At 67.3% G+C, this 20,635-nt stretch carries 12 protein-coding genes; 3 read left to right on the forward strand and 9 right to left on the reverse strand.

Annotated features, from left to right (window positions below; translation table 11 throughout):
• Positions 1–29 precede the first annotated feature (29 nt).
• Complete coding sequence (locus CSW62_RS15625) at positions 30–677, forward strand: GntR family transcriptional regulator (RefSeq protein ID WP_099579341.1); 648 nt, start codon at positions 30–32, stop codon at positions 675–677.
• A gap of 10 nt (positions 678–687) precedes the next feature.
• Here CSW62_RS15625 and CSW62_RS15630 read toward each other — a convergent pair whose 3' ends face one another.
• Positions 688–1,911, reverse strand: coding sequence for a hypothetical protein (locus tag CSW62_RS15630; protein WP_099579343.1), 1,224 nt, complete (start codon positions 1,909–1,911; stop codon positions 688–690).
• A gap of 99 nt (positions 1,912–2,010) precedes the next feature.
• Between CSW62_RS15630 and CSW62_RS15635 the strand changes: the two genes are divergently transcribed.
• Positions 2,011–4,293 (forward strand): S9 family peptidase, encoded by a 2,283-nt coding sequence (locus CSW62_RS15635; protein ID WP_099579345.1) that lies wholly within the window; start codon positions 2,011–2,013, stop codon positions 4,291–4,293.
• A gap of 60 nt (positions 4,294–4,353) precedes the next feature.
• Here CSW62_RS15635 and CSW62_RS15640 read toward each other — a convergent pair whose 3' ends face one another.
• The 7 genes from CSW62_RS15640 to CSW62_RS15670 all read right to left on the reverse strand — a co-directional run bounded on the left by CSW62_RS15640 (position 4,354) and on the right by CSW62_RS15670 (position 18,402).
• On the reverse strand, positions 4,354–5,940 hold the full coding sequence (locus tag CSW62_RS15640; RefSeq protein WP_099579347.1) for a S10 family peptidase: 1,587 nt from the start codon (positions 5,938–5,940) through the stop codon (positions 4,354–4,356).
• A gap of 44 nt (positions 5,941–5,984) precedes the next feature.
• The gene (locus tag CSW62_RS15645) at positions 5,985–7,778 is read right to left on the reverse strand and encodes a DUF885 family protein (RefSeq protein ID WP_369827487.1); all 1,794 of its coding nucleotides are present in this window, start codon (positions 7,776–7,778) and stop codon (positions 5,985–5,987) included.
• Positions 7,779–7,824: 46 nt separating this feature from the next.
• On the reverse strand, positions 7,825–9,594 hold the full coding sequence (locus tag CSW62_RS15650) for a DUF885 family protein (protein ID WP_099579351.1): 1,770 nt from the start codon (positions 9,592–9,594) through the stop codon (positions 7,825–7,827).
• A 25-nt stretch (positions 9,595–9,619) separates the two neighbouring features.
• Entirely contained in the window at positions 9,620–11,995 is a 2,376-nt protein-coding gene (locus CSW62_RS15655; RefSeq protein ID WP_233206699.1) for a glycoside hydrolase family 127 protein, read from the reverse strand.
• A gap of 11 nt (positions 11,996–12,006) precedes the next feature.
• Complete coding sequence (locus CSW62_RS15660) at positions 12,007–13,782, reverse strand: DUF885 family protein (protein ID WP_099579353.1); 1,776 nt, start codon at positions 13,780–13,782, stop codon at positions 12,007–12,009.
• Between the two features lie 34 nt (positions 13,783–13,816).
• Positions 13,817–15,478, reverse strand: a complete 1,662-nt coding sequence (locus CSW62_RS15665; RefSeq protein WP_199170619.1) for an amidohydrolase family protein — start codon at positions 15,476–15,478, stop codon at positions 13,817–13,819.
• A gap of 62 nt (positions 15,479–15,540) precedes the next feature.
• Entirely contained in the window at positions 15,541–18,402 is a 2,862-nt protein-coding gene (locus CSW62_RS15670) for a TonB-dependent receptor domain-containing protein (RefSeq protein ID WP_199170620.1), read from the reverse strand.
• Positions 18,403–19,013: 611 nt separating this feature from the next.
• On the opposite strand from CSW62_RS15670, the gene CSW62_RS15675 reads away from it, so the two are divergent.
• Positions 19,014–19,520, forward strand: a complete 507-nt coding sequence (locus tag CSW62_RS15675) for an SgcJ/EcaC family oxidoreductase (protein WP_233206700.1) — start codon at positions 19,014–19,016, stop codon at positions 19,518–19,520.
• 3 nt (positions 19,521–19,523) lie between these two features.
• Here the strand turns inward: CSW62_RS15675 and CSW62_RS15680 are convergent, their stop codons facing one another.
• Positions 19,524–20,624, reverse strand: a complete 1,101-nt coding sequence (locus CSW62_RS15680) for an alpha/beta fold hydrolase (protein WP_099579357.1) — start codon at positions 20,622–20,624, stop codon at positions 19,524–19,526.
• Between the last annotated feature and the right edge of the window lie 11 nt (positions 20,625–20,635).

Below are 20,635 nucleotides of genomic sequence, written 5' to 3' on the forward strand. Positions count from 1 at the left end.
TTGTGCTTCTTCAGAGATACGCCCACCCGATGACCATCGTCGTCCGCACCCTCTCCGACCAGACCTACGAGCTGGTCCGCAAGCGCATCCTGATGGGCCAGATGGGTCCGGGGACGCCGGTGCGACAGGACACGATCGCCGAGGAGCTGGGGGTCAGCAAGATTCCGCTGCGCGAGGCTCTGAGCCGGCTGGAGCAGGACGGGCTGCTCAGCTCCTATCCCAACCGCGGCTATGTGGTGCGGCCGCTGTCGGCGGACGAGGCCAACGAGGTGTTCGAGCTGCGCCTGAAGCTGGAGCCCAGCGCCACGGCCGCCGGATCCAAGAAGGCCACGCCCGAGGACCAGCAGAAGGTCAAGACCGCCCTGGCGGCGCTCGAAACGGCCCAGCAGACCGGCGCGCCGGGCGACCACGTGTCGATGAACCGCGCCTTCCACATGGCGATGATCCGCCCCTCTGGCGGCCTGGTCACCTACCAGCTGCTGGAGCGCCTTCAGGTCCTGGCCGAGCGCTATGTGCGCGTCCACCTGGAGCCGTACGGCCGCGAGGCCCGCGCCGCCGAGGAGCATCGCGAGCTGCTGGACGTCTGGCTCCGGGGCGACGCGGCCAAGGTCGAGTCCCTGACAGCCGCCCACATTCGCGGTACGATGAAGGACCTGCAGCAGCAGCTGTCGGCCTAACGCTCTCGGATCAGCGCCGCCGCGCCGTGATGATGGTGTCGATCTCGTCCGTGCGGGGGTTGATGAACTCCAGTTGGACGCGGCCATCAGCCTGGGTCTTGACCGTGGCGGGGACCGAGCTGTTGGTCAGCACCCAGCCGGCGGGCAACACCACGGTGTTCAGCGGCCTGCCGAACGCGCGCCGCCAGACCAGTTCGTCGCCGACCAGCTTGTAGCGCTCGGCGTCGGTATAGGTCTCGCTGAAGCGCAGGCGCGCACTCTGACCTGCCTTCACGGGATCGAAGTGGAAGACGATCGCCTCCGTCTCGGGCGTGACGCCCTTCTGGTCGGGCGCGGCCTTCAGGATGTCGTTCCCCTTCAGCATCTCCCACTTCAGGGCCGCCCCGGTGTCGAGATCGCGCGCCGACGGCTTTGACGCGGCGCTGCCGGCCCGCACGACGTTGACATAGACGCCCACGCCCGGCCGGGTCTCGGTGTAGTCGTGATAGAGATCGAAGCTGTGGGTTTCCGGCGGCTGCAGGAAATACATGATCTCGCGGTTCTGGTAGGCGCGCTCGTCCAGCGCCTTGGCCAGGGAGGAGACAGCCGGCTTCAGGTTCGGCGAGGGCAGCGCCTTGATGACCAGCGGGGCCTGGGCTGGAGTGTTGTTCCAGAAGGCGATCTTGATGCGGCCGTCGGCCTCCTGCAGCACCTGGGCCGGATAGTTGCAGGACACCAGCTCATAGCCGGCCGGCAGGACCACCGCGTTGCGCTTCACGCCCAGCGGCCGGTCGAAGACGATCAGGTCGCCCTCCTGATAGTAGCTCTTGGCGTCCTCGTAGGTCTTGTCGATCAGCACCCGGCCCTCGCCGCCGTCGGCCGGCACGGGACGGGCCAGCTCGACGCGGATGTAGCTGCCGTCGGGGCTCGCGCCACGCACGCCGCCGGCCTTGGCGACATCGCCGGGCACGACCTCGAACTTCAGCGGCTTGCCGGTGGCGCGGTCATTGACCCGCTCGTCGGTGGCCACACTCCCCTGCCGGATCGGGTTGTAGTAGGCGGTCGCGCCGGGCGTGCTAGCGGTGATCTCGTAGACGATCCGGAACTTGTGACTGCCCGGGCCGAGCAGTTCGTAACGGGTATAGCCGTCGGACTCGGTCTGCTGGAGCGGCTGCGCCGTCGTCTGGGCGTGCAGCGGCGCCGCCAGCAGCAGCGTCAGGGCCGTCCCGGCCAGCGTCTTGCGAAATACCGACATGCTTCCCTCCCCTTTGGGCTTCACCTCGCCAAGCCCCACCGTATACATAATACGATAACTCGACGAGCGTCCTGGGGACTGTACATGCGGACTGGCGGAATGATCCTATTGGCGTTGGCCGTGCAGGCGACGCCGGCCCTGAGCCAAGTCACCGCTCAGGACATGACCCGCTCTCTGCGGCTGCGCGAGACGCAGATGTACCTGACGCGCGACATCGCCGATCCGGCCGCCTGGTCGGGCGACGACAAGCTCTTCTACCGCAAGACCGTCGAGGGCGGCTTCGCCTTCGTGACCTACGACGTGAAGACCGGCGCCAAGACGCCCAGTTTCGACCAAGCCCGTATCGCGGCGGGCCTAGGCAAGGCCGCGGGCGCGAGCTTCGACCCGCTGCGGCTGCCGTTCGAGAGCTTTACCTTCGCCGACAACGGCGCGGCGATCCGCTTTTCGTTCAACGAGACCGGCTGGCGCTGTGCGCTGACCGACTTCACGTGCGCCGAAGCGCCGAGATCGGGCCGCCCCAGCGGCTTCGGCGTGGTGCGCGACCTCTCCGTCCCCGCCGATAACCACCCTCGCCGCTCGCCTGACGGCCAGTGGGAGGCCCATGTCGAGAACTTCAACATCGCCGTGCGCCCGGTCGGCGGCGCCTGGAAGCGGCTCAGCACCGACGGCTCGGACGCCAACTTCTACGATCCGGAATCGATCGTCTGGTCGCCGGACTCCGCCAAGCTGGCCGCCTACCGCGTGCGTCCCGGCTTCCGCCGCATCGTCACCCGCGTCGAGGCCCGCCCCGCCGACCAGGTGCAGCCCAAGCTCCAGACCCAGCTCTATCCCAAGCCCGGCGATGCTGTGGACATCGAGCAGCCGGTCATCTTCCAGGTCGCCGAGGGCAAGCCGCTGTCGACGCCGAGCGACCTGTTCGCCAACCCTTACGACCTCTCCAAGCTGGAGTGGCGCAAGGACAGCGCCACGGTGTCCTTCATCTACGAACAGCGCGGCCACCAACTGGCCCGCGTCATCGAGATCGACGCCAAGACCGGCGCACCGCGCGCCGTGGTCACCGAGACGGCCAAGACCTTCATCAACGAAGGCCGCCGCTTCCGGCAGGACATCGACAACGGCCGCGAGGTCCTGTGGATGTCCGAGCGCGACGGCTGGAACCACCTCTACCTGTTCGACGGCAAGACGGGCGCGGTGAAGACCCAGATCACCAAAGGCCCGTGGGTGGTGCGCCAGGTGTTGAAGGTCGACGAGGCCAAGCGCCAGATCTACTTCGCCGCCAGCGGCATGGTCGCCGGCCAGGATCCCTACTTCCAGCACGTCTACCGCATCGGTTTCGACGGCAAGGGACTGACGGCCCTGACCACCGCCGACGCCTATCACGACGTGGCCCTGTCGCCAGACGCCAGCCTCTATGTCGACACCTACTCGCGCATCGACCTGCCGCCGGTCTCGGAGCTGCGCCGCACTAGCGACCTGGGCCTGGTCGCCACGCTGGAAAAGCCCGACATCAGCCAGCTGGTCGCCGCCGGCTTCAAGCCGCCCGAGCCGTTCGTCGCCAAGGGCCGCGACGGCAAGACTGACATCTATGGCCTGATCGTCCGTCCACGGAATTTCGATCCAACCAGGCGCTATCCGGTGATCGAGAACATCTATGCCGGCCCGCACGCCAGCTTCGTGCCCAAGACCTGGTGGCCGTTCGGCTATCACGCGGGCGGCGACAAGGTGGTGGGCATGCAGTCGCTGGCCGACCTTGGCTTTATCGTCGTCCAGATCGACGGCATGGGCACGCTGAACCGCTCGAAGGCCTTCCACGACGTGGCCTGGAAGAACCTGGCCGACTCCGGCTTCCCCGACCGCATCCTCTGGCACAAGGCCGTTGCGGCCAAGTATCCCTGGTACGACGTAAACCGCGTCGGCATCTACGGCGGCTCGGCTGGCGGCCAGTCGACCGCCCTGGCCCTGCTCTACCATCCGGAATTCTACAAGGTCGGGGTGGCCTTCGCCGGCTGCTACGACAACCGCATGGACAAGATCAGCTGGAACGAGCAGTGGCTGGGCTGGCCCGTCGACCAGAGCTATTCGGCCGCCTCGGCGATCGACAACGCCTGGCGGCTGCAGGGCAAGCTGCTGATGATCGTCGGCGAGCAGGACAAGAACGTCGACCCCGCCTCGACCCTGCAGTTCGCCGACGCCCTGATCAAGGCCGACAAGGAATTCGACCTGCTAGTCGTGCCCGGCGAAGGCCACTCGGTCGGCCGCTCCACCGGCCCGATCGACTACGGCCAGCGCAAGGAATTCGAGTTCTTCCTGCGCCACCTGGCCGGCCAGGAGCCGCCGAACTGGAACGCCCGCGCGATGGTCACCCCGGTGGCGGCGCGCTGAAACGAAAAACGCTCCCGATCGGTGTGATCGGGAGCGTCTTCAGTCAGCAGAGCGGCCCGTTTAGTTGCTTTGCTTCGCGCTGTCGTAGAAGCCGTCCAGGTCCTTCTTGAACTGCGTGGTGACCGCCGGGTTGATGTAAACCATGTGGCCGGACTCGTAGTACTTATAGGTCAGGTTCTTCTGCAGGGTCGGGTCGATCTGCATGTGCTTCAGGTCGTACTCCGCTCCGAAGAACGGCGTGGCCATGTCGTAATAGCCGTTCAGCGACAGCACCTTCAGCTTCGGGTTCTGGCGCATGGCCATCGACAGGTCGAGGGCCGTGTCGGCCAGGGCCATCTGGCCGCCGCCACCACGAGCGCCCGGCGCCTTGTGCTTCTGGTCCCACTTCCCGCCGCCGATCTGGGCGTAGTAGTTCGGCCGGTAGCTGAGCTTGGTCTTGTAGCCCAGCGTGCCGAACAGATACTTGTTCAGCGCGCCGATATAGGCCCCGCTGATCGAGGTGTCGGTGGCGTCGAACTCGGGGCTGTCGCCGCCGGCGTCCACGTCGATGCCCTTGAAGCGCGAGTCCAGGCGGCCGACCGTGCGGGCCTGGTCACGCAGCAGCTCCTTGCGGAACCGCGAAAGTTCGACGCGCAGATCGACGCTGAGCAGGAACTTCTCCGACAGGCCGGTATAGGCGCTCATCTGCTTGGCGATGGCGGCGCGCTCGGCGTCGCTGAGGTCCGAGCCCTTGGCCATGGCGGTGGCGTAAGGACCACGGGCCCATTCGCGCACCTCGGTCAGGAACGGTTCCAGGGTCGCCGGGCGGTTTGGCAGGCGGTTGTGGTACCAGGCCGTGGCCGCGTAGCTGGGCAGGTAGGTGACGAAGATCTGGTCGAAGCCCGGCTGGCGGACGCCGTAGTTCAGGATCGACGACAGCAGGACGACGCCGTTCACCTGCACGCCGCGCTCCTGCAGGGCGTGAACCAGGCCGGCCGAGCGCAGGGTGCCGTAGCTCTCGCCGAACAGGAACTTGGGGCTGTCCCAGCGGTCGTTGATGGTCAGGTAGCGCATGACGCCGCGCGCGAAGGCGTCGATGTCCTGGTCGACGCCATAGAACTCCGGTCCCTTCGACTTGCCGATCGGCCGCGACAGGCCGGTGCCGATGGCGTCGATGAAGACGATGTCGGTCTTGTCCAGCATCGTCTCGTGGTTCTCGGTGATCTTGTAGGGCGCGGGCGCGGCGACATCGACCAGCGGAGTCTCCACGTGCACCGGACCGATCGAGCCCATGTGCAGCCACATGCTCGAGGAACCCGGGCCGCCGTTATAGGTGAAGGTCACCGGACGCGGCGCCGAGCCCTTGGGGCGGTCGGCGACATAGGCGACGTAGAACATCGAGGCCACCGCCTCGCCGTCGTCGTTGCGGATGACGACCGTGCCAGGGGTGACGGTGTAGCCGATGACCTTGCCGGCGACCGTGACCGAGCCGCGCTTGGGCTGGGCGTCTTCCTCGGCGGTAGCCTGGGCCAGGTCGGCGGCCTCGCCCTTGGCCTTTTCAGGCGCCTTGGCCGGGGCCTCGGCGGCCGGCGGTTTCTCTTGAGCCAGGACGGGCTGAGCCGCGAGGGCGGCCAGGCCCAGGGCGGCTATGAGCGGATACGCACGCATCGAAATCTCCGGATGGAAGTCTGGTTTTCTGGTCTGGGGAGGTCTTAGGGGGCCGGCGTCGTCGGGCTCGCGCCGCCGTCGGCGATGTACTTGTCGATCCGCGCCTCCAGCACCGGCAGCGGCACCGAGCCGAGCGCTAGGATGACGTCGTGGAACTTGCGCTGGTCGAACTTGGGACCGAGCTTGGCCTCGGCCTCGGCGCGCTTCTTGCGGATGCTCAGCTCGCCCAGCTTGTAGGCCAGGGACTGGCCGGGCCAGCTGATATAGCGGTCGACCTCGGTCTCGATGTCGTGCTGGGCCAGCGCGGTGTGGCTGGCCAGGTAGTCGATGGCCTGCTGGCGGGTCCAGCCGTCGTGGTGGATGCCGGTGTCGATCACCAGGCGCGCGGCGCGCCACATCTCGAACGAAAGGCGGCCGAAGTCCTCATAGGGCGTCCGGTAGATGCCCATCTTGGTCCCCAGCCACTCCATGTAGAGCGCCCAACCCTCGCCATAGCCCGAGAAGTAGGTCTGCTTGCGGAAGGCCGGCCGGCCGGTCTGCTCCAGCGCCACGGCGGCCTGGAAGCTGTGGCCGGGGTTGCACTCGTGCAGGGTCAGGGCCGGGATCTGGTAAAGCGGCCGCGACGGCAGGTCGTAGGTGTTCATCTGGCAGGATTCCAGCCCGCCCCGGCCGGACGTGTAGTACGGCGCGATGGCGGCCGGCACCGGCACGATGGTGAAGCGGTAGCGCGGGAGAAGGCCGATGGTGTCCTTCAGCTTGCCGTCCACGCGCTTGGCCACATAGGCCGACACGCCCAGCAGTTCGTCGGGGGTCTTGGCGTAGAACTGCGGGTCGGTGCGCAGGAACTTCAGGAAGGCGGGCATGTCGCCCTTGAAGCCGCTCTGCTCCTTGACCTTCTCCATTTCGGCCGAGATCCGCGCCACCTCCGACAGGCCGATCTTGTGGATCTGCTCGGCGGTCAGGTCGGTGGTCGTGAACTCCCTGATCTGCGCCTGGTAGTAGGCCTTGCCGTCCGGCAGGGCCTCGGCCGCGATCGTCTTGCGGGCCTTGGGCAGGTACTCGTTGCGATAATAGGCCAGCAGCTTCTGGTAGGCCGGGGCCACCGACTGGGCGATCACCTGCCGGGCCTCGGCGCGCAGGGCCTCCTGCTGCTCGGCCGGGATGGACGACGGCATGTTGGCGAACGCCTCGTAGAAGCCGTTCTTGGCCGGATCGACATCGGTGAAGGCGGCAATGGTGGCGTCACGGCCGCTCAGGGCCTCGCGCGGGACGGTATAGCCGCGCGCCACGCCGGCCTTCATGTTGGCGATCTGCTCGTCGAAATAGCGCGGGACGTCGCGCATGCGGCCGATGTAGCGGCGATAGGCTTCGGCGCTGGAATAGCTGCTGCGCGCGGACAGGCCGGACCAGAACTGACTGTCGGCGTTGAACGGCGCTTCCCAGGTCCGGTACTTGCCCTGAGCGACGAAGGCCTCAAGGCTGGTGCGGAACACCGCCGCGTTGATCTGCTCCTCGGGCGACAGCTGGTCGACCGGGATCTTGTTCAGCTCGGCCAGGGCCTTGGTCCAGTAGGCCAGGCGGGCCTCCTGGGTGGCCGCATCGACATGCTGCAGTTGGGCGGCGCCGCCGCTGAACGGCGCGCCGCTGGCCAGTCGCCCGAACTCCTTCTGCCGCCAGGCCCACTCGGTGTCGTAGAGCGCCTTCAGGCGGCTGTCGGCGTCGCTGGCCGCTGCCGCCGTCGGGGCGGCGGCCGGCGCGGCGGTCTGGGCCAGGGAGACCGCTGGAGCGCCCGCCATCAGGGCCAGGGCGGAAACAAGCATCAGAGAGCGAACGAACAAGGGAAGTCTCCATCCAGGACGGGCGGGAAGTGTTCAGGGCTTAGGGTCAGGAAGTGGTCGCGGGGTTGGGATTCTTGCCGCCGCCGGCGATCCAGTCGTCGATGGCCTTTTCCAGGGTCGGCAGCGGCACCGAGCCCAGGCCCAGGATCACGTCATGGAACCAGCGCTGGTCGAAGTTGGCGCCCAGCTTGGCCTCCGCCTCGGCCCGCTTGCGGCGGATCAGCATCTCGCCCAGCTTGTAGGCCAGGGCCTGGCCCGGATCGTTGATGTAGCGATCGACCTCGATGGTCACCTCGTGGTCGGACAGGGCGGTGTGGCTGGACAGGTAGTCCAGCGCCTGCTGGCGCGACCAGCCCATGTGATGCAGGCCCGTGTCGACCACCAGGCGGGCGGCGCGCCACATCTCGTAGGTCTCGCGGCCGAACTCGTCATAGGGCGTCTCGTAGACGCCCATCTTGGTGCCCAGCCACTCCATGTAGAGCGCCCAGCCCTCGCCATAGCCCGAGAAGTAGGTCCGCTTGCGGATCGCCGGGCGGTTGGGGCCCTCCAGCGCCAGGGCCGCCTGGAAGCTATGCCCCGGCACGCACTCGTGCAGGGTCAGCGGCGGGATGGTGTAGAGCGGCCGGGCCGGCAGGTTGTAGGTGTTCATCAGGCAGCTCTCGAGGCCGCCGTTGCCGCCCGTCCCGAACGGCGCCACCGCCGCTGGCGTCGGCACGATGGTGAAGCGATAGCGCGGCAGCAGGCCGATGGTGAACTTCAGCTGGCCATTGGCCTTGTTGGCCACATAGGCCGACTTGGCGATCAGCTCGTAGGGCGTCTTGGCGTAGAACTGCGGGTCGGTCTTCAGGTATTTCAGGAAGCCCTGGAAGTCGCCGGTCCAGCCGGCCTGCTTCATCGTCGCCTGCATGTCGGCGTCGATGCGCGCCACCTCCTTCAGGCCGATCTGGTGGATCTGGTCGGCGGTCAGGTCGGTGGTCGTGTATTCGCGGATCTTGGCCTGGTAGAAGGCCTTGCCGTCGGGCAGGCTCTCTGCGGCGGTATTGGTCCGAGCGTGCGGGATGTAGTCGTCGCGCACATAGGTCAGCAGCTTGCCGAAGGCCGGCGCGGCGCTGCCGGTGACGGCCGCCCTGCCCTCTTCCATCAGCTTGTCGCGCTCGCCGGCCGGAATGGACGACGGCATGTTGGCGAACGGGCCGAAGAACGGATTGGCCGCCGCATCGCCCGAGGCCAGCGGCGCGATCGTGGTGTGACGGCCCTCGATCGAGGCCCTGGCCTTGGTGAAGCCGCGCGCCTGCCCGGCCTTCATGTTGGCGATCTGCTCGTCGACATAGCGCGGCATGTCGCGCAGCCGGCCGAGATAGGACCGGTACTCGGCGACGGTCCCGAAGCCGGCGCGCGGCGCCATCCAGGTCCAGAAGCCGAACGGGTCCTCGTATTCCTTGTACCTGATCTGGCTGACAAAGGCTTCCAGCGCGGTGCGGAACACCGCGGCATTGACCTTCTCCTCGGGCGACAACTGATCGACGGGGATCTTGTCCAGCTGGGCCAGGGCGTTGGTCCAGTAGGCCAGCCGGCGCTGCTGGCTGGCGGCGTCGACGCGCAGCAGGCGGTCGCCAGCCCCGCCGCCCTCGTCGTCGGCGTCGCGGCCGAACTCCTCGGCGCGCCAGTTCCACTCGGCGTCATACAGCGCCTTCAGGCGCGCGTCGGCGCTCGTCGCCGCGCTCATAGCCGGCTTCGCCGCTTGGGCCTGCGCCAACACCGGCTGAGCGACCAGCGCCATGCCCAGCGCGATCGCCAATCCCGAAACTCGTTTCATAACGCCCCTCCTCCCCATGCCCTGGTCAGGTTGTTCTCGAAGATCCCGACGGCGCATAGACCCGCACGCCGAAGACCGGACCACAGCGGGTCGCGTCGTCGGCGGGCTGGAAGCGCACGGTCACGCCGTCCTTGCCTCGGGTCAATTCGCTTGGGATCGGATAGTCGACATCGAAGAAATCGCCCGGATGCTGACCGGTCAGCGCCTGGGTTGCGATGCGGACGCCGTCGATCAGGATGTCGAAACGCTTATTGCGCTCCTCGCCCCAGTAGGTCGCTTGCAGGATAAGCGGCCCGGGCTTCACCGCCGCCTTGTATTCGAAGAAGCCGAAGGTGCGTGCATCGCGCCCGTGGCGACCGCGATAGGTGACGGCATAGCTGTTCTTGGCGGTCAGGCCGTGATCGCGCTCGGCCTGCATCTCGCCCAGGTGCATGACGTCGACCGAGCGCCGCGCCAGGTCCTGCAAGCGCGCCTGCTCGGCCGCGTAGGCGACCTGCTGCTGCTTCCAGCCGGCCTCGTCGAAGGTGGCGAAATAGACGGCGGTGCGGCGGTCGCGCTGCTGGTAGAACGGCGCGAACGACAGGTCGGCCGGCTTGCCGATCCCCTGGGTGCGGTACTTGCCAAGGGCGGGCTCGACAGGAACGAAGCCCGTCAGCGGATCGCGGGCGACCAAGGCCGGCGCCGGTCCGTCATAGGGCTGGCTGGACGGCCCCAGGTCGGCGGCCAGGACCACCGGGCCCTTCAGAACGGCGAGCACCGTGGAGTCGTCGACCGTGGCTTCGGTGCGCAGCCTCATGGGCAGATCGAGTGTGATCCGGTCGCCCTTGCGCCAGGTCCGGCGCAGGACTGTGTAGTCGCCAGCCGGTCCCGCCGACATGGCCTCGCCATTGACGCTGACCCGCGCGCCCTGGCACCAGCCGGGGATGCGCAGGGCCAGGCCGAACTCGCCTTTCCCATCCATCGGGCTGTCCAGGTCCTCGACCACGATCTCGACCCGCTCGCCGAACGGATAGGCCGTCTCCATCCGGAACCTCGCCCCCTGTTCGGCCCAGCGGGCGGTCGAGGGGATGTAGAGATTGACCAGCAGGGTGTCGCCGCTGCGCCACCAGATGGAGTCGCCGTGCTTGGCGTGGCTCTCCATGCCCGAGCCCACACAGCACCAGAAGTCGTCGAACGGCCGCGAGAACCTGCGCGCCGAGCCCGACATCAGCGGCACCATGTAGGCGAACATGCCGGTCGACGGGTCCTGGTGGGCCAGGATGTGGTTGATGTGGGCGCGCTCGTAATAGTCGAACATCGCCGCCCGCGGCTGCCAGCCATAGAGATGCCGGGTCAGCTTCAGCATGTTGTAGGTGTTGCAGCTCTCGCAGGTCTGCTCGGTGATGTGCCGCGAGATGGTGCGCGGCGCGGTGAAGTACTCCCGGTCGGCATTGCCGCCGATCACGTAGCTGTAGTCGCGGGTCACCGTCTCCCAGAAGAAGTGCGCCGCCACGGCCTGGTCGGCCTTGCCGGTCAGCTCATGCAGCCGCGCCAGGCCGATGACCTTGGGGATCTGGGTGTTGGCGTGGATCCACGACAGGGCGTCGCGGCGCTGGCTGAGCGGGTCCAGCACCTTGGCGTGATGCAGGCGCTCGGCCAGGGCCAGCCAGCGCGGATCGCGGGTGCGGGCATAGAGCTCGGCGAAGCTCTCATTGATGCCGCCGTGCTCGCAGTCGAGCACCGTCTGCACCTGAGCGTCGGAAAGCTTGGCGAAGACGGCGTCGATATAGCCGCCCAGGGCCACGGCGACCTTCAGGGCCTGTTGGTTGTCGCAATAGGCTTGCGCGTCGAACAGGCCCGCGAAGAGCTTGTGCCAGTTGTAGAGCGGCACCCAGCAGCCGTTGAGATCAAAACCCATCGAGCGGATGTCGCCGGCGATCAGCTCGGGAAAGATCGCCTTGCCGTCCTCGACGATGTCGCCGCGCTTGCGGGTGAAGCCGGCCACGTAGCCGTCGCCGTGCGCGGCCTGGACCACCGCCAGCTCGCCGACGATGTAGTCGACCCGCCGCTTGCACTCGGCGTCGCCGGTCTGGGCGTACATCAGCGACAGGGCCGTCAGGTAATGGCCCAGGGTGTGGCCGGCGATCGTGTCGCTCTCCCAGCCGCCATAGACCGCGCCCTTGGCCGGCAGTCCGGCGCTGGTTCGAAAGTTATGCAGCAGCCGGTCGGGCTCCAGGACGTGGAGGTAGCGGCGATTGGCCTCCACCGCCTCCAGCCACGGCGAGTCCAGCAGCCGCACGTCCGACAGCGGCAACGGGCTGGCCCGGCCCAGCGGCGCCAAGGGCGCGGCGCTCAGCAGCGACGGCGCCGAGGCGGCTACGCCGGCCATGGCCAGCAACATGCGTCGATCGATCAAGTCCACCACCCTGTCCTCTACTTGGTTTCAGGCAGGGCCGGGTTGAAGCCGGGCGGATTGACCCCGCCGTCGGCGATGAACTGGTCCAGCCGCGCCTCCAGGGTCGACAGCGGCACCGAGCCCAGCGCCAGGATCGCGTCGTGGAAATTGCGCTGGTCGAACTTCGGACCCAGCTTGGCCTCGGCCTCGGCGCGTTTCCTGCGGATCACCATCTCGCCCAGCTTGTAGGCGACCGCCTGGCCGGGCCAGGCGATGTAGCGGTCGATCTCGGTCTCGATCTCGTGCTCGGACAGCGCGGTGTGATCGCGCAGGTACTGCTGGGCCTGCTCACGGGTCCAGCCGTAGTGGTGGATACCGGTGTCGATCACCAGGCGGCTGGCGCGCCAGATCTCGTAGGACAGCCGGCCAAAGTTCTCATAGGGCGTGTCGTAGACGCCCATCTTCACGCCCAGCCACTCCATGTAGAGCGCCCAACCCTCGCCATAGCCCGAGAACGAGGTCTGGCGGCGGAAGTCGGGGCGGTTCTTGGCCTCGGCCGCCACCGCCGCCTGGAAGGCATGGCCCGGATTGCACTCGTGCAGGGTCAGGGCCGTCAGGGTATACAGCGGCCGCGACGGCAGGTCGTAGGTGTTCATCAGGCAGCTGTCGAGACCGCCGCGACCGCCGGTATAGATCGGGGCCAGCGCCGGCGGCACGGGCAGGATCGAAAAGCGCCGGCGGGGCAGGAAGCCGATGGTGTCGGCCAGCTTGCCATCGACGCGCTTGGCCACATAGGCCGAGAACGACAGCAGCTCACGGGGCGTCTTCGGGTAGAATTGCGGGTCGGTGCGCAGGAACTTCAGGAACTCGGGCATCGTGCCCTTGAAGCCGGTCTCCGCCTTCACCGCCTCCATCTCGGCGCTGATCCGGGCGACCTCTCCCAGGCCGATCTTGTGGATCTGCTCAGGGGTCAGGTCCAGGGTCGTGAAGCCTTGGATCTGGGCCTGGTAGAAGGCCTTGCCGTCCGGCTCGGCCTCGGCCGCCAGGCTCGTGCGGGCCTGCTTCATGTACTCGTCGCGGATGAAGGCCAGCAGCTTGGCGTAGGCCGGGATCACCGTTCCAGTGAGCACCTGCTGGGCCTCGGCCTTCAGGGCCGCCTGCTCCTGCGCCGGGATCGAGGCCGGCATCTCGGCGAACGGAGCCAGGAACGGATTGTCCGCGCCGGTCGACAGGTTGGGCTCGATGGTCTTGTCGCGGCCCGTGACCACCACGCGCGGCACGCTGAAGCCGCGCTTCAGACCACTGCGCATATTGGCGGTCTGCTCGTCGAAATAGCGCGGGATGTCGCGCATCCGGGCGATGTAGTTGCGATAGTCCTGGGTCGTCTTCAGCGCCCCGCGCGGCGCCAGGCCCGACCAGAAGAAGGTGTCGGCGTTGAACGGCGCCTCATAGGTCTTGAAGCGGGCGTTGTCGGCCAGGGCCCTCACCGAGGCGCGGAAGATCTCAGCGTTGATCTTCTCCTCCGGAGACAGCTGGGCGACGGGGATCTTGTCCAGCTCGGCCAGGACGGCGGTCCAGTAGGTCAGGCGCGCGGCCTGGCTCTTGGCGTCGACGCGGGGCAGGTGATCGGCGCCGTCGCCCCAGCGGCCGTTGTCGTCGCGGACCCGGCCCAGCTCGCCCTGTCGCCAGGCCCACTCCCGCTCGTACAGCGCCTTCAGCTGCGCGTCGGCGGCGGACGCCTGGGCGGCGGCATGACCCGCTCCCGCCAGCATCGTCGCGGCCAGCAGCGCCGCGATCATCGAACCCTTGTTCATGCCCCTACTCCCACTTCACGCAAACCTTGGAAAATCAGTGTGTCAGGTCGATTGCTTCGATCGGCATCGGACCTGCGGGCAGTCCCCGCGCCGTTTTCTCCTTGAGCACCGACTGGCGGATCTCCTCGCGCAGCTTGCGGGCGTCGTAGAGGATGCCGTCCTTGATGGTCCAAGCCACGCCCCCGACCCGCTCGACCTTGCCGCTGTCGTCGTTGAGGCGCAGCGAGCCGGTGCCGAACAGCAGCTTCAGATTGGCCAGCGGATTGCCCTGGACGATGACGAGATCGGCCTTGCGGCCCACGCGGATGGTGCCGACCTGGTCCTCGTGGCCCAGCAGCCGCGCGCCTTCCTGGGTCGCCGAATGGATGACCTCCAGCGACGAGAAGCCGGCCTCGCGCAGCAGCTCCATCTCCTGGACGTAGCCGAAGCCATAGAGGTTGTAGATGTAGCCGCTGTCGCTGCCGACCGTGACACGCCCGCCGCGGTTCTTGTACTCGTTCACGAACCGCATCCAGAGGCGGTAGTTGTCCTTCCAGGCCACCTCGTCCTCGGTGGTCCAGTCGAACCAGTACGAGCCGTGATTGACCCGGCTGGGGCGGTAGTAGTCCCACAGCGCCGGCATCGTGTAGTCGTCATGCCAGGTGGCGCGGCTCATCCGCATGAGATCACGGCTGGCCAGATAGGCGGTGAAGGTCGGGTCCAGCGTGAACTTGCGGTCCAGCAGGGTCTGCATGACCTCTTCCCACTTGGCCGAGCCGGGCGCGGCGGTCTGGGCCCACAGCCGGCCGGACTCGCCGAAGCGGTCCTGCTCGTCGTTGTTGACGAAGTCCGTGGGCCAGCTCTGCAAGCGCTTGTCGGTGAACATCGCCTCGGGCAGGCCGTACCAGTGCTCCATCGACTCCAGCCCGTGCGCCGACGTGGTCAGCACGTTGGCGAAGGCCACGCTGGGCTGGGCGTGGTGCATGGTCGTGTGGAGGCCGATCTTGTGGGCCTCCTCGATGGCGGCGAACAGCACGTCCTCGGAGCCGCCGATGAACTTGACGCCGTCGGCGCCCCGCGCCTTGGCCTCCTGCACGGCCAGGCGCGCCTGGACAGGGTCATTGACCGGCGTGGTCCGGATCTTGTGGAAGAACGGATAGATGTCGATGCGCGGCGCGACGATCTCGTTGCGGGCGCTGCGGGCCTTGATGTCGGCCAGCCATTCGATCGGCCGGCTGCTGCCGACCTCGCGCACCGAGGTGACGCCGTTGGCGATCCAGAGCTTGAGGATGTAGTCGGACGGCACATGCTGGGCGTCGTTGAGGTCGTGCAGGTGGACGTGGGCGTCCACGAAGCCCGGCATCACGTAGTAGCCGGTCAGGTCCAGCTCGTAGTCGCCGTTGGCGGCGCGGGCCGACGGGTCGATCGCCTTGGGCGCCCCGATGGTGCGGATCTCGGCGATGCGGTCATTGACCAGGACGATGTCGACCGGCCCCTGGGCCGGAGCGCCGGTGCCGTCGATCATCGTGACGTTGCGCAGCACCACGCGGTTGAACGGACCGATCCCTTCCGTCCGCTTCGGGATCGGATCGGCGACCTTGCCGGCCTTGACGGCCGGCGCGTCGTCCAGGGGCGCGGCCATGGCGGCGCTCAGCGGCGCGCCCGCCACCATCACCGCCGCGACCGAGGTCAGCAGCATTTGAGCCAGTCTCTTCATCGTTTCCCCCTCCCCAGGGTCGAAAGGCCGCGAGCGCATCGCCCGCGGCCTTCAACATTCGCCTAGAAGCGCAGTCGCGCGCCCATGAAGTAGCGCCGGCCCAGCGTGTCGAAGAGCGACACGTCGGTATTGGCGTCGCCGACCAGGGTGGTGCCCAGGATCGGCGGCTGCTTGTCGAGCAGGTTGTTGACCCCGCCGAACAGGCTGACCTGCTTGGTCACGTTCACGGCGAACGAGCCATCGACGTACCAGGTGGGATCGACCGTCTTCACGACGTTGGTCGCGGTCGGGTACAGTTCCAGCTCGCCGATCATCCGGGCCGCCAGGCGCAGGGTGACGTCGCCGCTGGTGTAGTTGGCGCTGACGTTCAGCTTGAAGTCCGGCGTGATGAAGCCGCCGGTGCCGCTGGAGCAGCCCGCGCCGTAGAAGCCGGCGCAGTCCTGCGGCTTCTGGTTCACCAGCACCTGGGTCGAGCGTTCGAGCAGCCAGCTGGCCACCGCGGTCAGCGACAGGTTGGCCGGCCCGCCCAGTTCCAGCATCGACGGCAGCGGCAGCTTGTAGTCCACCTGGGCGTCGACGCCGCGAACCTTCAGCTGGCCGATATTGCTGTTGCTGGTGCGGACGAAGTCGATCTGGCCGCTGGGGAGGCGCCTGACCGCCTGGCAGGTAACGCTGCTGAGATTGAGATTGGTGAAGCAGTCGTTCAGCGTCTGCTGGGCGTTGATCGTCGTGATCGCGTTCTTCACCTCGACGTTGAAGTAGTCGACCGTGATGTTCAGGCGCGGGATGATCGGCGGCGAGATGACGGCGCCGATCGTGAAGGTGCTGGACTTCTCCTCGGTCAGGTTCGGGTTGCCGCCGCTTTCCTGGGTGAGGCCCAGGGTGGCCTGGGTGAAGGTCTCGATGTCGGCGGCCGGCACGCCCTGGGCGATGCAGAGCTGCTTCTGGGCGGCTGTGGGCTTCTGCGCCGTGGCGCAGGGATCGGCGCCGCCGGTGAAGCCTTGCGCCCGCGCCGAATAGAGTTCGGAGATGTTGGGCGCGCGGATGGCGCGGTTATAGGCGCCGCGGAACCGGACCCAGTCGATCGGCGCATACTCGCCGCCGGCCTTCCAGGCGAAGACGCCGCCGATCGAGGAATAGTCCGAGTAGCGGGCCGCGCCCTCGACGGCCAGGGTCTTGACGAACGGCAGGTCGGCCAGGAGCGGCACGCGCAGTTCGCCGAAGACTTCCTTGACGTCGAACGAACCCTTCAGGGCGTTCGAGGACGCCGCGCCGTATTCGCCGTTCAGGTCGAAGGCGCTGGGGGACGAGGCGTACTGATCCTTGCGGTATTCGGCGCCGACCGCCATGGCGACGGGACCTGCCGGCAGGGTGAACAGCGAGCCGCTCAGCGAACCGCCGCCGACCTGACGCTCGAAGATGTCGTGGGCGTCGCGGTCGGGGGTCAGGAACTTGCCGGCCGCCTGACTGATGGAGGACAGGCCGAAGATCGACACCGGAACGCAGCCTTGCGCGCCGCTGCGGCAGACCACCTGGCCGGCCGAATTGACGATGGCGTCCAGGCCCTGGCTCAGGCGCGTCTGGTTGATCGTGCCTTCGTTGTGGGTGTCCGTGCGGTTGCGCATGTACTGGTAGAAGGCGTCCCAGCGCCAGTTGTGGTCCAGGACGTCGAAGTCGCCGCGCAGGCCGGTGGTGATCTCGTAGGACTGGCGCTCGTAGAACGAGTTGCGGGTGCCGAGTTCATCGGCGCGCCGGCCGCCCCCGACCACCGAGGCGGTGCCGGTGCGGTTCGGATCGAAGATCGCGGCGTTGCTGACGAAGAACTGCCGCAGCGCCGGCGTCAGGGCGGCGTTGGTGGCGTAGTTGGGCACCAGCAAGGTCGAGGACGCCGCGCCCGGCGTCACCGGCGTGAACGAGTCCGGCGCCAGGACCGAGTTGTTGCGCGAGTTGACGAAGAACGCCTCGGCATAGGCCGTGACGTGGTCAGTCAGGTTGTAGTGGCTGATGGTCGAGACGTTGTAGCGCTCCAGCGGCCGTTGCAGCAGGTTGAACGGCGCATAGTTGTAGGTGTCTTCAGGCTGGCAGTACGGAAGCACCACGCCGTTGGCGCCGAAGCGGATGCCGGTGACCGAGGTGCAGGTCCCGCTGGGCGTCAGGTTGACGCCGACCAGCTGGGCGCGCTGGCTGGCGCTGAGCGGCACACGCGTGCCAGGGATGCTGCCCGATCCCGAATAGACCAGGGCGCCATTCACCTCGCCCAGCGGGACCTTGGAGAAGTCGCGGTCGTTCTGGGTGATCGGGTCCTGCTTGGTGTAGGACAGCGACATGGCGACATTGCCGCGCCCGCCGTCCAGGTTTGCGCCCATGGTCAGGTCCAGCTTCTTGGACTTGGCGTCCCCGCGGTCGGTGACCCCGTACTGGCCCGAGGCCTCGAAGCCCTGGAAATTGTCCTTCAGGATAAAGTTGACCGCGCCGGCGATGGCGTCCGAGCCATAGACCGCCGAGGCGCCGCCGGTGATGATCTCGGTGCGCTTGATCAGCGTGTCCGGGATGCTGGCCAGGTCGACGTCCGCCGCCGAGTTCGCCGGGATGAACCGTCGGCCATTGACCAGCACCAGGGTCCGGGTCGAACCCAGGCCGCGAAGATTGGCGGTCAGCACGCCCGAGCCGCCGCCGTTGTTGACGGTGGAGGTGTTGCCCGAGGCCAGCTGCGGAAACTGGTTCAGGGTCTTTTCGAGCGTGACGTTGCCCGACTGCTTGATCTCCATCTCGCCGACCACCGTGGTCGGGCTGGGCGCCGTCAGGTCGGTTCGCACCAGGCGAGACCCGGTGACGATGATCTCCTCGACCGTCGCGGGCGCTTCGGCCTGGGGCGCTGTCTGGGCCAGCGCGGGCGCGCCGATCGCCAGACACCCGCCGATCATGCTGGAACATAGAACGATAGAGCGAAGATTTTTCCGAGACACGCCCGTATTCTGATCACCACTTCTCATGCTCATCCCCCAATTCTGATCGATGTCGTAGGTATTTCCGGACCGTTAGTTCTCACTACGTGATGCAACGACGCCCCCAGGTTCCGCCATTCGGACATGCGAGAGCGCTCGATACTCGTCACTCGAAGACAAGCACCGTCTAAGACGGGTTCAGGGCGGGAAACGACCCGACCGATTACCGTATACAGAATACGGTATATTGGATCAGAAAATGGTCAAGCCCGTGTTTCCGATTTGTGAAGGGTCGGAAGTCCGGGGGGCGACTTGCCGCTCTATTGGTCAGGCCGCGCTCATGAACCGGCCTTCCCCCGCCTCCTCTTCTGGCAATGGAGGCCGACGAAAGTTGATGTTGCGGGACTTGCTTGGAGGCCATGCGGCCAACGCGCCGAGGCCGCCGGTCGCGGCGTGCTCAGCCGGAACGCGTTGAGCGGACATCCCGTGGACGTCGGCTGGACGGTTGGCACTCCACGCCTCCCCAGACGCCGGTATTTATAATAACGTATACCTTATGAACAGCGTCGCAAACAGGGAGTTCGTCGCGCATGGCCGGATCGATTGAAGGCGCCAGTCGGCGCGGCCTGGCGGCGCTGGCGCTGGCCATGACGGCGGCGCCAACCCTGGCCGCCGCGTCCGGGAAGTGCGCGCGCGCCCCTGACGAAGCGGCCGACACCGCCGCCATACTCAAGGTCATCGCCGACATGCAGGCGGCGTGGAACCGCGGCGACTTCGCCGGCTACATGGCCGGCTTTCTCAATCCGGGCGTGGTCTTCGTGTCGAAGGGCCGGTTCCAGAACGGCTGGCAGGGCACGCTGGACCACTATGTCCGCGACTACGGCGCCTCGGCCGACACGCGCGGCGAAGTTCGGTTCTACGACATCAAGGTCGAGATCCTCGGGCCCGACGCCGCCCAGCTGATCAGCCGCTATGAGCTGAACCGGCCCAGGCAGGCCCAGCGGGGGATCAACACCCGGCTGATGCGCAAGGTGGACGGGCGATGGGTGATCGCCCTGAACCACGTCTCGGCCGAGGAAGCCCCCTCGCCGACCTGATCCTTACGGCTTCTCGGAGCGGGCCAGCAGCTCGATCAGATCCTGCTTCCAGAACTTGGCCCAGGTGTGGGTGCCGTGGCCGCGCGTGTCGGGCGTGGCCTGGATCAGGATGAACTTGCCGTTCTTCAGCCGCTTGGCCGCCGGCTCGGCGATGCCCAGGCTGGGCGGGTTGATGAAGTCGTCGCTGGAGTTCACCCAGGTCATGGGCGCGGTGATCTTCTCCAGGTCCGCCGACGGGTCATAGTCGCTCGACGCGGCCAGCTGGTAGAGCATGTCGTTGGCGTCTCGCGTGGGCAGGTCCTTGGCGAAGCGATCCTCGAAGAAGGCGTCGGCCGCGTCGCGGGTAGGCGCCTGCTGTTGCCAGGCCGGCGGGGCCGAGCCGGCCACGATCATCAGATTGACCGCGCCGCGCAGCCCCAGCACCGGCTGCTGGTCGTAGTCGCCGCCGCGCCAGGCCGGGTCGGCCTTGATCGACTCCATCGCCGCCTTGCGCCAGACCCGGTTCAGGCCGGCGATCTGCACCGGCAGGCAGGCCATCGGCATGATGGCTTTCGAGAATCCAGGATGCAGCTCACCCCACATGAAGCCGTGCATGCAGCCCATCGACGTGCCCATCAGCAGGCGCAGGCGGTCGACCTTCAGGCCGTCGACCAGCAGCAGTCGCTGGGCCTCGACCATGTCGGCATAGCCGTAGTGCGGGAACTTGGCGCGTAGGCCGTTGCTGGGCTTGGACGAGCCGCCATGGCCGATGCCGTCCGGCAGAATGATGTAGTAGCGGGTGATATCCAGCGGCTGGCCCGGGCCGTACAGCTCGTCGGCGAACTGCGGCTGCAGGAACTGCGCGCCCGTGCCGCCGGTGCCATGCAGCACCATCACCGCATTGGTCACATGGCCTTGCGCATCACGCTTGGGCTGGCCCAGCGTGCGGTAGTGCAGCTTCAGGCTGGGCAGGGTCTCGCCGGACTTGAAGGCGAAGTTCGAGACGACATAGTCACCCTGTACGACCTGCTGTTCATAGGGCGTCGCCGCCTGGGCCGGGCCGCCCATCGCCAGGATCGGAGTCGCCAGAAAGAGCGCGCTGATCGCGGCGGCCAGGATCCTCATGCGTTTCTCCC

The sequence above is a fragment of the Caulobacter sp. FWC2 genome (assembly GCF_002742625.1).
Classification (GTDB): Bacteria; Pseudomonadota; Alphaproteobacteria; order Caulobacterales; family Caulobacteraceae; genus Caulobacter.